14 protein-coding genes are annotated in these 14,751 nt (G+C 72.2%); 10 read left to right on the top strand and 4 right to left on the bottom strand.

What is annotated here, in order from left to right:
• Positions 1-70: 70 nt before the first annotated feature.
• Positions 71-1,267, bottom strand: coding sequence for a cytochrome P450 (locus AC6EXY_RS08610; protein ID WP_101836475.1), 1,197 nt, complete (start codon positions 1,265-1,267; stop codon positions 71-73).
• Between the two features lie 607 nt (positions 1,268-1,874).
• On the opposite strand from AC6EXY_RS08610, the gene AC6EXY_RS08615 reads away from it, so the two are divergent.
• Complete coding sequence (locus AC6EXY_RS08615; protein WP_499816487.1) at positions 1,875-2,642, top strand: class I SAM-dependent methyltransferase; 768 nt, start codon at positions 1,875-1,877, stop codon at positions 2,640-2,642.
• Positions 2,643-2,665: 23 nt separating this feature from the next.
• Here AC6EXY_RS08615 and AC6EXY_RS08620 read toward each other — a convergent pair whose 3' ends face one another.
• A complete protein-coding gene (locus AC6EXY_RS08620; protein WP_499816488.1) occupies positions 2,666-3,469 on the bottom strand; it encodes a GntR family transcriptional regulator in 804 nt (267 codons plus the stop codon).
• Positions 3,466-3,606, bottom strand: coding sequence for a hypothetical protein (locus AC6EXY_RS08625; protein WP_499816489.1), 141 nt, complete (start codon positions 3,604-3,606; stop codon positions 3,466-3,468). The genes AC6EXY_RS08620 and AC6EXY_RS08625 overlap by 4 nt, the downstream gene beginning before the upstream one ends.
• A 101-nt stretch (positions 3,607-3,707) precedes the next feature.
• Between AC6EXY_RS08625 and AC6EXY_RS08630 the strand changes: the two genes are divergently transcribed.
• Both AC6EXY_RS08630 and AC6EXY_RS08635 read left to right on the top strand, forming a co-directional pair.
• Entirely contained in the window at positions 3,708-4,313 is a 606-nt protein-coding gene (locus tag AC6EXY_RS08630) for a 2-oxoacid:ferredoxin oxidoreductase subunit gamma family protein (RefSeq protein WP_165818710.1), read from the top strand.
• Entirely contained in the window at positions 4,310-4,624 is a 315-nt protein-coding gene (locus AC6EXY_RS08635; protein WP_499816490.1) for a 4Fe-4S dicluster domain-containing protein, read from the top strand. The genes AC6EXY_RS08630 and AC6EXY_RS08635 overlap by 4 nt, the downstream gene beginning before the upstream one ends.
• A 36-nt stretch (positions 4,625-4,660) precedes the next feature.
• Here the strand turns inward: AC6EXY_RS08635 and AC6EXY_RS08640 are convergent, their stop codons facing one another.
• The gene (locus AC6EXY_RS08640) at positions 4,661-5,848 is read right to left on the bottom strand and encodes an RNA-guided endonuclease InsQ/TnpB family protein (RefSeq protein ID WP_499816491.1); all 1,188 of its coding nucleotides are present in this window, start codon (positions 5,846-5,848) and stop codon (positions 4,661-4,663) included.
• Between the two features lie 96 nt (positions 5,849-5,944).
• Between AC6EXY_RS08640 and AC6EXY_RS08645 the strand changes: the two genes are divergently transcribed.
• The 7 genes from AC6EXY_RS08645 (at position 5,945) to AC6EXY_RS08675 (ending at position 14,703) form a co-directional block, all read left to right on the top strand.
• The gene (locus AC6EXY_RS08645; protein ID WP_499816492.1) at positions 5,945-7,102 is read left to right on the top strand and encodes a transketolase C-terminal domain-containing protein; all 1,158 of its coding nucleotides are present in this window, start codon (positions 5,945-5,947) and stop codon (positions 7,100-7,102) included.
• Positions 7,099-8,061 (top strand): thiamine pyrophosphate-dependent enzyme, encoded by a 963-nt coding sequence (locus tag AC6EXY_RS08650; RefSeq protein ID WP_499816493.1) that lies wholly within the window; start codon positions 7,099-7,101, stop codon positions 8,059-8,061. Before AC6EXY_RS08645 ends, AC6EXY_RS08650 begins: the two co-directional genes overlap by 4 nt.
• Complete coding sequence (locus tag AC6EXY_RS08655) at positions 8,045-9,637, top strand: class I adenylate-forming enzyme family protein (RefSeq protein ID WP_499816494.1); 1,593 nt, start codon at positions 8,045-8,047, stop codon at positions 9,635-9,637. The genes AC6EXY_RS08650 and AC6EXY_RS08655 overlap by 17 nt, the downstream gene beginning before the upstream one ends.
• 185 nt (positions 9,638-9,822) lie before the next feature.
• Positions 9,823-10,962, top strand: a complete 1,140-nt coding sequence (locus AC6EXY_RS08660; RefSeq protein WP_101836484.1) for an amidohydrolase family protein — start codon at positions 9,823-9,825, stop codon at positions 10,960-10,962.
• A 206-nt stretch (positions 10,963-11,168) separates the two neighbouring features.
• A complete protein-coding gene (locus AC6EXY_RS08665) occupies positions 11,169-12,248 on the top strand; it encodes a phosphotransferase (protein WP_101836486.1) in 1,080 nt (359 codons plus the stop codon).
• A gap of 8 nt (positions 12,249-12,256) precedes the next feature.
• Positions 12,257-13,453 (top strand): epoxide hydrolase family protein, encoded by a 1,197-nt coding sequence (locus AC6EXY_RS08670; protein ID WP_499816495.1) that lies wholly within the window; start codon positions 12,257-12,259, stop codon positions 13,451-13,453.
• 32 nt (positions 13,454-13,485) lie between these two features.
• Positions 13,486-14,703 (top strand): cytochrome P450, encoded by a 1,218-nt coding sequence (locus AC6EXY_RS08675; protein WP_101836487.1) that lies wholly within the window; start codon positions 13,486-13,488, stop codon positions 14,701-14,703.
• Positions 14,704-14,751 lie beyond the last annotated feature (48 nt).

Here is a 14,751-nt window from a genome sequence, read left to right on the forward strand (position 1 = left end):
GGACTGTGATGATGTGCCGCGGCCGACCGCGTCGTCCGCCCGTCGCGCCCCGAACCCGGGCGCGGACCGTTCAGGAGACCGGGAACGTGATGGGCAGATGGACCGCCGCCCGGACTCCGTAGTTGGTGTAGACGACCTCCTGGCCCGGGGTGATCTCGTACTCCGGGATGCGGCGGTGGAACTCCTCCAGCGCCACGCGGAGCTCGAGCCGGGCGAGGTTGGAGCCCAGGCAGCGGTGCGGTCCGGCCGCGAAGCCGACATGCGGGTTGCGGGCGCGGTCGAGATCGACGGCGAGCGGGTCGGGGAACGCCGCGGGGTCCACGTTGGCCGCCGCCCAGAGAACCTCCACCATGGTGCCGGCGGCGAACCGGCGCCCGGCGACCTCGATGTCCTCGGTCACCCAGCGGTGGGCGAGCGGCACCGGGGACTCGAAGCGCATGAGCTCCTCGACCGCCCTGGCGAGCAGCTCCGGCTGCGACACCACCCGCCGGCGCTCCTCGGGATGCTCCGCGAACCACGCGAGCATGCAGGACAGCGAGCACGTCACCGTGTCCAGCCCGGCGATGACCAGCAGGTAGCAGATGTCGACGATCTCGGTGTCGGTCAGCCGGGCGCCCTCGACCTCAGCGGTCAGGAAGCCGCCGATGAGGTCGTCGCCGGCCTCCTCGGCGCGCCGCTGCGCGAGGACGTCGGCGAGGTAGTCGTACATGCGCTGGCCGGCGGCGCGGCTGTTCGCCTGCTGTTCCTCGACGGTGGCGCCCTGGGGGCGAACGACCGATTCCTTGAACTCGAGGAAGATCGGCAGATCCTCGAGCGGCAGCCCGAGCAGATCGATGAAGATGTGGGTCGGCAGCGTCGCGCACAGCCCGAACATCAGCTCGGCCTCGCCGGCGTCGGCGAACGCGTCGATCAGGGCGTTGGTCCGGGCGCGGATCTTCGACTCCAGCCGCGCCACCTGCTTCGGCGTGAACAGGGGGTCCAGGAGCCTGCGGTACTTGCGGTGGGTCTCGCCGTCCAGGTCCAGCGGGATGAGCGGCCGCTGGGCACCCATGTTGTAGTGGACGCCGTCGGTGGCCCGCACAGCCGGGTGGCGCAGGAACTCGATCATCTCCTCGCGGCGGGCGACCACCGGTGTCCCGTCGGGCCGGGCGGGGGCGTCCTGGCCGGAGAGTTCGACGAAGGCCGCCTGCGGGTGGCGCTCGTCCCACGATTCCAGCATGTGCGCGACGCAGAAGACCGGCATCGTGCCGGCCTGGGGGCTACTCATGCGCTGGCCTCTCCTCCGGGCAGCGCCGGGCTGGGCCGTCCGGACGGACGTCCCCGGGCTGTGGGGCCCGGCGCGGGAACTGACATCTGCCGCGGCGCGCGTGCACGCGACCTGTCGTGACACGACCGGCCACCGAGGTGCACGGCTCACCCCGCCTCGGGCCGACGAGGCACGATGAAGGCGGATCTGTCACGCACGTCACACTGTCAGGTCATCTGGGGAGAGTCAAGATATCGCCGCTATCCACCGGCGGCGGGCGGGGGCCGGCGCGGCACGGGCGACGCCGCGGCGGCTGTCGGCCAGCCAGCACAGGCGACGCTGGCGGTTCGCCCTTGTTGGCGAGCGCCGGCGAACGGGCCGAGAAGCCAGTTGGCGAGCTCGGACTCGTCTCTACTCTTTGGATCAGCGCGACAGAGCGTGTGGAGTGGTGGCGTCAGCGCAAGATGAGAAGATCCTCGACGTGCGGGAGGCACCGGACCGCCCGGGGCGTGAGTTCGTGTTCATCGCCGAACGTTCGGCCTGATGCGACCAGTGTCCGTCACCGCCTATCGACCGGCGGTCAAACCCGATGGACAGCCGCCCATGCCCCGGGGTAATCGTTGGCACCGTGCAGCGGCAGGAGACCTGGGACGCTGATACCGCTCAGTGCTATGACATGCCGGGCGCCGGCATGTTCGCCCCCGCAGTAGTGGGGCCGACCGTGGACCGCCTGGCAGGGCTCGCGGGGACCGGGCGGGCGTTGGAGTTCGCCATCGGAACCGGCCGGATAGCCGTCCCGCTCGCCGAGCGCGGAGTGCCTGTCACCGGGATCGAACTGTCCCGCCCGATGATCGACCGGCTACGTGCCAAGGCAGACGAGGCGACGATCCCGGTCGTCGTCGGAGACATGGCGACGGCGGTCGCCCCGGGCACCTACACGCTCGTCTACCTCGTCTACAACACGATCTCCAACCTGCTGACGCAACCTGAGCAGGTCGCCTGCTTCCGTAACGCCGCCCGTCACCTCGTCCCCGGCGGCCGGTTCGTGATCGAACTGTGGGCGCCGGAGCTGCGCAAGCTTCCCCCGGGCCAGCAGGCCGTGGTCTGGCAGTCCGACCCTGACTACATCGCTCTCGACACCTACGACGTACTGCATCAACACGTCGTGTCGCACCACATCAGGCTCGATGAGAACGGAGGGGCCCGGCTGGCGCGCAGCCCCCATCGCTACGTCTGGCCCGCCGAACCAGCGACAAACGCCCAGCGCCGGCGCACCACCCCGAAGGCCGTGCGGGCATCACCCGCCTTCCCGTCCCGTCGCATCGTCACCTCCCTGCTCGAGGCCGCCGCGCGGGCGGCCGCTGGTCGCCGGTCATCCCCCCGTGCCGCGTCGTGACCGTCACCGTGCGGCGGTGACGGTCAGCCGGCGGTGAGTCCTCGGGTGGTCAGGCCGCCGAGCACCCGGGCGTAGAAGTCGCCGGGATGCGCGCGGGCCGCGACGTCGGGCGCCACCGCGTCCTCCCGGAGCACGCCGTGCGCCCGCAGCACGGCGACGATCTCCTCGCCGGTGCGGCGCATGCTGGTGAACGCCTCCCGCGCCGCGGCCTCCGGGTCGCGGGCGTGCAGCGACTCCCATTCGGCGCGCAGGCCCGCGAGCCCGGTGTCGCGGTGCTCGCCGACGGTGGCGCGCCCGGCCGCCGCGAGGATCGTCCGGAACGAACCCAGCAGCTGGCGCAGGCGGGGCGTGCCGCCGATGCGGTGCACCTCGCGGCGAAAGGCGTAGGCCAGCCGGAAGAACTCCTCGGTCGGGATGGCGGGTTGACCCGCCGCGGCGAGCGTCGTGGCCAGGCCGTCGAGCTCGCCGTCGGTGATCAGCTCCGCGGCGCGATGCGCGGCCAGGCTCGTCAGCATGCCGTACAGCTCGAAGTTGTCCTGGATCATCGCCGAGGTGAGCGGGGCGACGTAGGCACCGCGGTAGAACTCGACCTGCACGAGGCCGTCGCGCTCCAGGCTGGCGAGCGCCTCCCGGACCGGCACGCGGCTCACCCCGAGCTCGGCGGCGACGGCGTCCAGGTCGATGCGCCCGGGGTAGGGGTACTCGCCGGAGAAGATCTTCTCGGCGATGCGGTCGGCGACGTCCCGGCTGATCCGTCCGCGGGGCAGTCGGCTGCGCCCGCCCGCGCGGTCGCCGCCCCTGCCCTCACTCGGCCCGTCGTCCTTCACCCTGCTCCGCTCCCGCCCTCCATGCCGGCCCCAACGCCATCCTCGCCGACGTCCCGCGCACCGGCCGGGGCGGGCGTCGGCCCACCGGGGCGGGTGACCGCGCCGGCCGGCAGCGACCGGTCGATCTCCGTCCGCATCCGCGGAACCATCTGTTCGGATTTTAGATTCAAAATGTTGAACCCGTCCACGGCGGAGTGGTATTACCACAACGCACGACATGCGAGGGTCGAGGAGGGTCATGCAGAGTGAGACTCTGATCACAGGAATCGGCGGGCAGGGTATCCAGCTCGCCGCCCGGACACTGGCGCTCGGCGCGCTGCGCTCCGGCCGCGAGGTGCAGTACACCTCCGAGGTCGGCGGCGAGATGCGCGGCGGCGTGTCCACCGCGACGCTCGTCGTCGGCACGTCCCGGCTGCGGGCGCTGCCCGTCGTGCCGACGGCGGGCAGCCTCGTCGCCATGCACGACCGGTACTGGCCGTCGCTGTCCCGCCGGATCCGGCCGGGGGGCGTCGTCATGATCAATTCGACGCTCTGGGAGGCGCCGCGGCCGGAGGGCTTCCAGGTGGTCGAGATCCCGGCCACCCGCCATGCCCTCGACACCGGCGCGCCGATGACGGCCAGCCTGGTGATCATCGGCGCGTTCGCCGCGCTAACCGGCCTCGCGCCCGTCGAGGCGCTGTGCGCGGCGATGGAGAGCTCCATCCCGGCCTACCGCCGCCAGAGCGTGGCCGCGAACCTGGCGGCGATCCGCTTCGGCGCCTCCCTGGTGGCGCCGCTACCCGAACCGCTGCTCCCGCCCACCGGGACCGGCGCGCCGAACGAGACGACGGTGGTGGGGGCGTGAGCGCTCCGGCGCCGGCGCCGGGGCGGTTCCACGGGACCGTCACGGTAGCCGCGGCGCGGTGCAAGGGCTGCGAGCTGTGCGTCATCGCCTGCCCGGTGGACGTGCTGTCGATGTCGACCGAGGTCAACGACGCCGGCTTCCGCTTCCCGCTGCTCGAACCCGGCTGCATCGCCTGCGGCCTGTGCCACGCGGTCTGCCCCGACTACGTGTTCGAGGTCTACCGGTACCAGGACGACCAGCCGTCCGAGCAGCCACAGGACGACCCGCCAGCCGCGGCCGGCCCCCGACCCCCGCCGGAGGACTCGGCTTGACGTCCTCCCCCGCGTGAACGCGGGGGATTCCAACTCCTACACGCCCACCAAAGGGGGTGCGCAGTGTTGAGGTTCGCGGTTCACGGGCACCGGCAACCCGGCGCCTCCCCGCGCGGTCACCGCACGTCCTGCGGCGATGTTCATAGCAGCGTTCACATCAGCATTGGCCGTGTGCCCGCAGGCCGCGCATCGGAATACCGCTTGGCTCTCGCGGTTCCCGGGCGCCGTGTGCCCGCAGGTCGAGCAACGCCGACTCGTAGAGGCGGCCGGGACGCGTTCGATCCGGCCGGGGGCTTTCTGTTCCAACCGTTGCACGAGCAGCCCCCAACCGTTGGCGAGGATCCCCCGGTTCAGCCCGGCTTTCTGCGCCACGTTCCGCCCCGGCTCGGCCACCGTGCCACGGGCGGAGCGGGTCATGCCCCGAATGTTCAGATCTTCGACGCGGATCAGGTCGTACCGTCGAGCCAGATCGGTGGAGGTCTTCTCCGCCCAGTCCTTCCGCCGGTCGACCTCCCGGGCCTTGACCCGGGCGATCCGGACCTTGAGGTGGCCGCGCCGCGCGCTGCCACGCTTCGCGTGCGCGAACCGGCGTTGCAGCCCGTGGAGCCGCTCCGCTTCCTTCGGTCGCAGCCCGGGGCAGGCCAGCATCTCCCCGGTCGACAGGGCGGCGGACACGGCCACACCCCGGTCCACACCGACTACCTCGCCGGTTCCCGGTGCCGGGATCGGTTCGGGTACGACGGCGAACGCGACATGCCACCGGCCCGCACGGTCCAGGGTGACCCGGTAGGACCTGAAGTCCGGGACCTTCCGCGACACGCGGAACTTCACCCAGCCGACCTTCGGCACCCAGCATTGAGACCATCGCCGGTTCACCTTCTCGACCCTGGCGTTTTTCCCCACGACCTGGAAGCCCTCGGACTGTCCGCGTTTCCGGTAGGCAGGGCGCCTGTGTGAACCGTTGAAGAAGTTCCGCATAGCCTGGTCGAAGTCCCGCAACGCCTGCTGTTGGACGGTCTGCGACCCGGCGCGCAGCCAGTCGGACTCCGCCCGCGCGTCGGTCAACTGCCGGCAACGTTCCAGATGGTTCGGCGTCTTTCCCCGGTAGGGCGTCCACCACGACTGCTGTTCGACCGCAAGGTTCCACACATAGCGTGCATGCCCGCAGTGCTCATCGAGTCCAGCGACCTGTTCAGGTGCCGGATCGAGCCGGTAGCGAGACATGCTTTTATTCTATCGAAAGGATCCGCGTATGCGCTCCAGTGTGAGGCGCCGTTTCCTCCCCGGCCTGACGGCCGGGGTATCCACGGCGAAATCCCGATGACCGTCACGCAGCCGCCCCCCACCCCCGACGCGCCGTCCGCCTCGGCCGGGGCCGGGATCAGCGTCGGCTCCGACCAGGGCACGTCGCTGCTGCTCAGCGGCAGCGAGGCCGTCGCGCGGGCGTCGATCGACGCCGGCTGCCGGTTCTTCGCCGGCTACCCGATGTCCCCGTTCACGAACCTGCTGGAGAGCTTCTCGAAGCTGATGCGCGGGCCCGAGCGGGTCTGCGTCGCCGCCGAGAGCGAGATCGAGGGCGCCAACATGGCGATCGGCGCCGCCGCCACCGGCGCCCGCGCGGCGACCGGCTCCTGCGGCCAGGGCCTCGCGCTCATGCAGGAGGCGATCGCCGAGTCGGCGCTGAACGAGACGCCGCTGGTGTTCTTCAACATGGCCCGCAGCCAGCAGGACTACTTCCAGGCGACCCGCGGCGGCGGGTGGGGCGACTACCGGACGATCGCGCTGGCCCCCAAGGACGTGCACGAGGCGATCGAGCACACCCACCTGCTGTTCCACCTGGCCGACCTCTACCGGGTGCCGACCCTGTTCTACGGCGACCACTTCATCGCCCACACCGAGGTCGGCGTCACCCCGCACGTGCCGGACCTCGGGCCGCTGCCGCCGAAGGACTGGGCCCTCGACGGCCGCGCCGGCGGGTCCGGTCGCTCCAAGCTGCACTGGACGTGGAACATGGGCAAGGTCCTCGATCCCGGCCCGGGGCCGGACGCCCACTGGCGCGCCGTCGCCGCGAAGTTCGACGAGATCCGCCGGCTCGAGCAGCGATGGGAGGTCGACCATCCGAACGCGGACGTGATGGTCGTCAGCTTCGGCACCGCCGCCGGGTTCGTCGAACACGTCGCCCGGGAGCTGCGCGCCGAGGGTCTGTCGATCGGCACGTTCCGCCCGATCACCCTGTGGCCGTTCCCGGAGGAGGCGCTCGCCGAGGCGACCGAGGACAGCCGGTACGTCCTCGTCTTCGAGGTCAACGCCGGCCAGATGGTCGACGACGTGCGCCTCAGCGTCGGCGACCGCTCGAAGATCCGCTCGATCGGCGGGATCAGCGCCGACGAGTCCGGCCTGCGCTACGGCGCGTTGCTCGACGTCCCGGCGGTGCGGGCCCGCATCCTCGCCGCGACCGGTCTGGAGGCCGCCCGATGATCCGCACCGAACCGCCGGCGACCCCGGCGTCGCCCTCGACTCTGCCCTCGGCCTCGTCCTCGACTCCGACCTCGACTCCGACCTCGACTCCGACCTCGACTCCGACCTCGACCCCGCTCGTGCTCCTCGACACCGATCCGTCCCGCCCGCCGGCCGGCGCGCAGAAGGTCGCGTCCGCGAGCCCCCGACTGCTCCAGTCGACCGAGCACCACTTCTGCTCCGGCTGCGGCGAGCCGGTGGCGCTGCGGCTGCTGCTGGAGGTGCTCGACGAACTCGGCGTCGCCGACCGCGCGATCGGCGTCGTCGGCCACGGCTGCTACGGCGGGTTCGTCACGACGATGGACGTCGACATCCTCCAGTGCCTGCACGGCCGCGCGCCGTCGTGTGCCACCGGCATCCGGCGGATGCGGCCCGAGGCGGTCGTGTTCACCATCCAGGGCGACGGCGACATGATCAACGAGGGCCTGCAGGAGGTGCTGCACACGGCCGCCCGCGGCGAGAACGTCACCTGCGTCCTGCTGAACAACGGCGTGTTCGGCGACACCGGCGGGCACATGACCGCGGCCACCGTCGTCGGCCAGCGCACCAAGACCTCACTCGAGGGCCGGGACCCGGCGATCCACGGCTACCCGATCGCCGTCGCCGACATGATCGCCGGCCTGTCCGGCGTCGGCTATGTCGCCCGCGGCGCGGTGCACAGCGGTCCGGGCATCACGACGACGAAGCGGATGCTGCGCCGGGCGTTCGAGCGCCAGCTCGCCGGGGCCGGGTTCTCCCTGGTCGAGATCCTCACGATGTGCCCGACCGGCTGGTTCGTCCCGGCCGCGCAGGGCGGTACCTACAGCGAGCAGCAGCTCGCCGGTGCCTACCCGCTCGGCGAGCTGGCGGGTGGCGGTCCCGCGGGTCAGGCCACGGCGGGCGGCGGGGCGGGGGGACGGGTCGATGCTGCTGCTCGGTGAGGCGCTCGCCGCCGCCGCGGCCGATCGCGGATCCCACCCGGCGGTGACCCAGGGCTCGGCGTGCCTGCGCTTCGACGAGCTCGACGAGCGGGCCAACCGGACGGCGAACGCGCTCGCCGGTCTCGGGGTGGGACACGGTGACGTGCTCGCCGTCTGGGCGCCGACCAGCCTGCGACTGGTCGAGCTGTTCGCCGGCGCCGCCCGTCTTGGCGCCGTGTTCGCCCCGCTCAGCCCCGCGCTGTCCGCCGCCGAGGCCGGCCCGATCCTCGACTATCTGGCCCCCCGGCTCGTCGTCGCCGACGCCGAGCGGCTGGCGCGCCTCGACGCCGTCGACGACCTGCCCCGGGCGCTGATGGACTCCGCCGCGCACGGCGGCAGCGGCGGGTCGGGTGGTACCAGCGGGTCGGGTGGTACCGGCCGGTCGGCGGCGTGCGGCGCGGCGGCGTGCGGCGCGGCGGATCTCGACGCGCGCACGGCGGCGGCGTCGCCGCGGCCGCCGGACACCGGCCCGCTCGCCGAGACCGATCCGCACGCCATCTTCCTCACCAGCGGCAGCACCGGCCGGCCCAAGGGCGTCGTGCTCTCGCACCGCACGAGCTGGCTGCGCGGCTTCCCGGGCGCGGGCACCCGCGCGGGGCTCGGCGCGGCGTCGGGCGGCCCGGCCGGTACGGACACCGTGGCCGGTGTCGGCGCCGTCTGCATGTTCCCGCTGTTCCACTGGGCCGGCTGGCAGTGGATCATCTCGGGCTGGCTCAACCGGGAGCCCGTGCACCTGTGCTCGGCCGACCCGGGCGAGCTGCTCGCGGCCGTGGAGCGCCACCGCGCCGCCGAGCTGTACTGCATCCCGGCGGTGTGGCGCCGGGTGCTGGGCCTGCCCGCCGGCGCCGCGGACGTGCGCTCCCTGCGGGTCGTCTCGACCGGCACCTCCGCCGCCCCGGCCGACCTGCTCGCCGAGCTCGTCGACAGGTTCCCCGGCACCGAGCTGTCGGTGCGCTACGGCTCGACGGAGGCCGGCGGCGTCGCGGCGCTCGTCGGGCCGCAGGTGCTGACCAGGCCCGGCTCGGTCGGCCGGGCGATGCCCGGCTACCGGCTGCGCCTCGACGCCGACGGCGAGCTGCTCGTCGGCGGGCCGATGCTGACCAGCGGCTACCACCGGCTACCCGACCAGACGGCCGAGGTCCTCGACGACGGCTGGTACCGCTCCGGCGACCTCGCCGAACGCGACGACGACGGCTTCTGGTCCATCGTCGGGCGCAAGAAGGAGGTCATCCGCAGCGGCGGCGAGACGATCGCGCCGCGCGAGATCGAACCGCTGCTCGCGACCTACCCCGGGGTGCGCGAGGCCGCCGTGGTCGGCCTGCCCGACCCGCTGTGGGGCGAGCAGGTGTGCGCGGTGCTGGTCATGTGCGACGACCTGCCGGCCCCGTCGGTGCGCGACCTCGCGCTGCACCTGGAACCGGTGCTCGCGTCGTTCAAGTGGCCGCGCCGGGTGGTGACCGCGGGCCGGCTGCCCCGCACGTCCGCCACCGGCCAGGTGCAGCGGGCGCTGCTGGCCAACCAGATCGCCTCCGCCTGACCCGGTCCCCGTCACGTGACGTCCCGCCGCGCGTCGGCTGGTGAGCGCCGCCACGCCCGGTCGCGACGGGCCGCCGGACCTTGTGCACCATTGACATCTATGTCACAACATGGAGAACCTAGTTAACGAATATAGTGCGATCGCCGTATGCGACCGCATCCTCACTCTAGGCGAAGGTGTTGGGCGTGTACAAGCTTTTCAGCGTGGATGACCACATCATCGAGCCGCCGGGTGTCTGGGTGGACCGGGTACCGCAGGCGTACAGGGAGCGGGTGCCCCACGTCGTCGAGGCCGACGGCCGGCAGTCGTGGGTGTGGGAGGGCGGCCGCGAGATGACCATGGGTCTCAACGCCGTCGCCGGCAAGCCGCGTGAGCAGTGGGGGGCCGAGCCCGCCCGCTTCGAGGACATGATCCCCGGCTGTTACGACCCCGTGGAGCGCAGGAAGGACTTCCTGTCCAACGGGATCTTCGCGTCCGTCGCGTTCCCGACCCTGCCGGGCTTCGCCGGGCGCAAGTTCGGCACCTTCGAGGACAAGGACCTCGCGCTCCTGTGCGTGCGGGCCTGGAACGACTTCATCCTCGACGAGTGGTGCCCGGCGGCCCCCGAGATGTACGTGCCGATGACCATCGCGCCCGTCTGGGACGCCGAGCTCGCCGCCGCCGAGGTCGTCCGCTGCGTGGAGAAGGGCAGCCGGGCCCTGTGCTGGATGGAGGACCCGGCCAACATCGGGCACCCGGGTTACCACTCCGGCTACTGGGACCCGCTGTTCGCGACCTGCCAGGAAGCGGACATCCCGGTGTGCATGCACATCGGCGGCGCGCTGCCGGTGGTCTCGCTGGACAACGTGATCCCCATGGTGGAGATCGCGGCGGCGTTCACCAGCGCGGCCCGCTCGGCGACGAACATGATGGTCAGTCCTATCCCGCGGAAGTTCCCGAACATCAAGCTCGTCTGGTCCGAGGGCGGCATCGGCTGGATCACGGCGGCGCTGGAGCGGGCCGACCGGCAGTGGGACCGCCACCAGTACTGGACCCACATCCCCGACGCCGACGTGCTGCCAAGCCAGGTCGCGCGGCGCAACATGTGGTTCTGCATGATCGAGGAGCCGGTCGGGCTGAAGTACCGGCACGACTTCGCCGTCGACCGCATCCTCTGCGAGTCCGACTACCCGCACTCGGACACGCCGTACCCGAACACCCAGGCCGCGTTCAAGGAGCTCTTCGCGGGAGTGCCGGCCGACGAGGTCGAGCTCATGACGCACCGCAACGCCGAGGAACTGTTCAAGTTCCCGATGACCGTTCCGGCCGGCGTGGGGAACGCGTAGCTGTGGGTGCGTACCGGGTGCAACACTCTTCAACACGCCTGAAATGATGCGTACGGAGCATTTCGCCGTCCGTGGCATCCCCGGGGGCACGGACGGCGAACGGCCGAACGTGACCACCGCCATCCGCTGCCACCACACCGGCGAACGCGCGGGCGCCGGACTGGCGCCGCCGCCAGCCGTGGGCGCCCACCGCGAGGAGATCCCGCATGACTGGCTCGACTGACCCCGCCAACCCCCGCCCCCTGCCCACGACCGTCGAGGGCCTGACCGCCGAGTGGCTCACCGCCGCCCTGCGCACCACCCGTCCCGGCGTGACCGTCGCCAGCGTCGAGCAGGTCGAGGTCATCTGGGGCACCGCCACCAAGGTGCTGGTCGCCCTGCGTTACGAGGGCGACGCCGCGGGCCTGCCGGAACGGATCTGGGTCAAGGGCGGGTTCGCCGAGCACAGCGAGCTCGTCGGCCTGCTCGGCGTCTACACCGGCGAGGTCCGCTTCTTCGACGTCGTCGCCCCGCTCTACCCGCTGCGCCGGCCGGAGCACTTCTTCGCCCTCGACCAGGAGGGCTCGGGCCAGGGAATCGTGGCGCTGGAGGATCTGCGCGCCAAGGACGTCACCTTCGGCCGGGCCACGACGCCGTTCACGGTCGAGCAGGTGGCCTCGGGTCTGGAGGTGCTCGCCGCGCTGCACGGCCAGTCCTGGGGCCGGCACACCCCGGGCCAGGACGGCGTGCCGGCGATCATGGGGGCGGCCACCGACCTGATCTGGCAGCAGTGGTTCGCCGCACTGCCCGACCTGTTCGCCTCTCCCCGCGCCTTCGCGGCACCGGTCGCGACGCACGGTTCCGAGCGGCTGCAGGCCACGGTGAACGCCTACCGGGACTTCGTGCACCGCGAGGCGACCTGCCTCGTGCACGGCGACGCGCACGTCGGCAACACCTACCTGCAGGCGGACGGCCACGTCGGCTTCCTCGACTGGCAGGTCATCGGCGTCGGGCACTGGGCGCACGACGTGAACTACTTCCTGATCTCCGCGCTCGACCTGCCGGTGCGCCGCGAGCACGAGCGCGACCTGCTCGCGCACTACCTCAAGTCCCTCGCCGAGCACGGTGTCGCCGCCCCCGGCATCGACGACGCGTGGGAGGACCACCGCAAGGCCACCGTCTACGGCTACCTGGCCTGGCTGTGCAACCCGGTCGAGTGGCAGCCGGATGACATCAACACCGCCACCTTCGCGCGCTTCGGCGCGGCGATGGTCGACCACGACACGTTTGGAGCGCTGGGCCAGTGACGACCAGGGTGCCGTTACCCACGCAGGCGACGCCCACCCCGACGGGCTCCGCGGGCACCTGCGCGGTGGAGCCGTTCACCGTCGCGGTGTCCCAGGCCGACCTGGACGACCTGCGGGACCGGCTCGCCCGGACCCGCTGGGCCGACGAGCTGCCCGGCGCCGGCTGGGACTACGGCACCCCCGTCAGCTACCTGCGCGAGCTGTGCGCGTACTGGGCGGACGGCTTCGACTGGCCGGCCGCCCAGACCCGCCTCAACTCCTGGCCGCAGGCCGTCGCCACCGTCGACGGCCTGCGCGTCCACTTCCTGCACGTCCGCTCGCCCGAGCCGGACGCGCTGCCGATGATCCTCACCCACGGCTGGCCCGGCTCGGTCGCGGAGTTCCTCGACGTGATCGGCCCGCTCACCGACCCGCGGGCGCACGGTGGCGACCCGGCGGACGCCTTCCACCTCGTCGTCCCGTCCCTGCCCGGCTTCGGCTTCTCCGGGCCGACGACGCGCCGCGGCGTCCACGGCCGGGTGATCGCGGACGCGTTCGGGCGCATCATGGCGACGCTCGGCTACGACCGCTACGTCGCCCAGGGCGGTGACATCGGCGCGCTGATCTCGGCGCTGCTCGCCGAGCGCGACCCGGCCGCCGTCCCCGCCTTCCACCTGAACCTGCTCCCCGTGGGCCCGGCCGACCCGACGAACCCGTTCGCCGGGCTCGACGGCGAGGACCTCGCCCTCGCCCAGCGCACGTTCGGCTTCCTCGCCCACGACGCCGGCTACTGGCGCATCCAGGAGACCCGCCCGCAGACCGTCACGACCGGTCTTCTCGACTCCCCGGCGGCGCAGGCCGCGTGGATCGTGGAGAAGTTCCGTGCCTGGACCGACTGCGACGGGGACGTGGAGTCGGCCTTCACCCGCGACCAGCTGCTCACCAACATCTCGGTCTACTGGTTCACCGCCACCGCGAACTCCTCCGCGCGGTTCTACTACGAGAACAACGGCCCCGGCCGGGCCCAGGAGCTGCCCCGCACCGACGTGCCCTGTGGGTACGCCGAGTTTCCCGGCGAGCATTTCCGGATGCCCCGCGCGTACGCCGAGGGCCGACTCAACGTCGTGTCGTGGCAGCCGATGGCACGCGGCGGGCATTTCGCCGCCCTGCAGGTGCCCGACCTGTACGTCGACGAGATCCGCCGCTTCTTCCGCGACTACCGCTAGTCCCGCTGACTCCGCACCCCGGGAGGCACCCGATGGACACCTCGGCGAGCGCACCGACGATCGCGTTCGATCACCATGACCCGGTCTTCGCCCGGGATCCCTATGAGTTCTACGCCAGCGTCCGGGAGCGGCCGGTGTTCTGGAGCCCGTTGCACGGCGGCTTCTGGCTGGTCACCGGATACGACGAGGTGCGCCAGGTCGCCATCGACGACGCCACCTTCCTGTCCGGGCACGTCGAGCCCGGGGTGGGCGGGGTGTCGATCCCGACGCTCTCGCCGGTGCCGTCCGTACCGATCGAGGTCGACAACCCCGACGCCGAGCGGCTGCGCAAGGTCCTGCTCGCCGATCTCGCCCCCCGCGCGGTCGAGCGGCGCGCGCCGGCCATCCGGGAGATGGTCACGCGGGCCATCGACGGCTTCGTCGAGTCCGGCCGGTGTGACCTGATGAACGACCTGGCCAAGCCGGTCCCCGCCCAGATGATCATGCACTGGCTGGGGCTGGACGACACGCGCTGGGCCGAGTTCGTCGACACGGTGCACCAGATGCTGCACTCGGCGGGTGACCTCGAGCGCGTCCTGCCCGCGGTGACCCGGATCAGCGAGTGGATCACCGAGGCGATGGCCGAGCGCCGCACCGACGGCTTCCGCGACGACCTGATCAGCAAGCTCATGCAGTCACTGTCCGACGACGAGGCCGCCTCCTACACGTTCACCCTCATCGTCGCCGGGCTCGACACCACGTCGGCCGCGATCGGCAACGCGCTCGTGCAGATCGACCGCCGGCCCGAGCTGCGCGCCCGGCTGCTCGCCGAGCCGGCCGTGCTGCCGTTCGCGGTCGAGGAGTTCCTGCGCTACGACGCGCCCCTGCAGCTGCTCGCCCGCACCGCCGCCCGCGACGTCGAGGTGGGCGGGGTGCGCATCGCGAAGGGGGACCGGCTGCTGGTGGGCTGGGCGGCGGCCAATCGCGACCCGGACGTCTTCCCCGACCCCTCGGCGATCGACGCGGACCGCGGCAGCAACCGCCACCTGGCCTTCGGGGTGGGCCTGCACCGCTGCCTCGGGTCGAACGTCGCCCGCTCGACCATGCGGATCGTCCTGGAGGAGCTGCTGCGCCGACTGCCCGACTTCCAGCTCGTCGGCGAGGTGGAGCGCTATCCGGACGCGGCCCTGATCTACTCCCCGCTGGCGCTGCCCGCGACCTTCACCGCCGGTTCTCCGAGCGCGCCCGCCACCCCGGTGGCCGCTGGCTGAGCTCCGGTGGGGGCCGGGGCGGGCAGGGGCGGTCTCACAGGCCCACCC

The organism is Frankia sp. RB5, assembly GCF_059816245.1.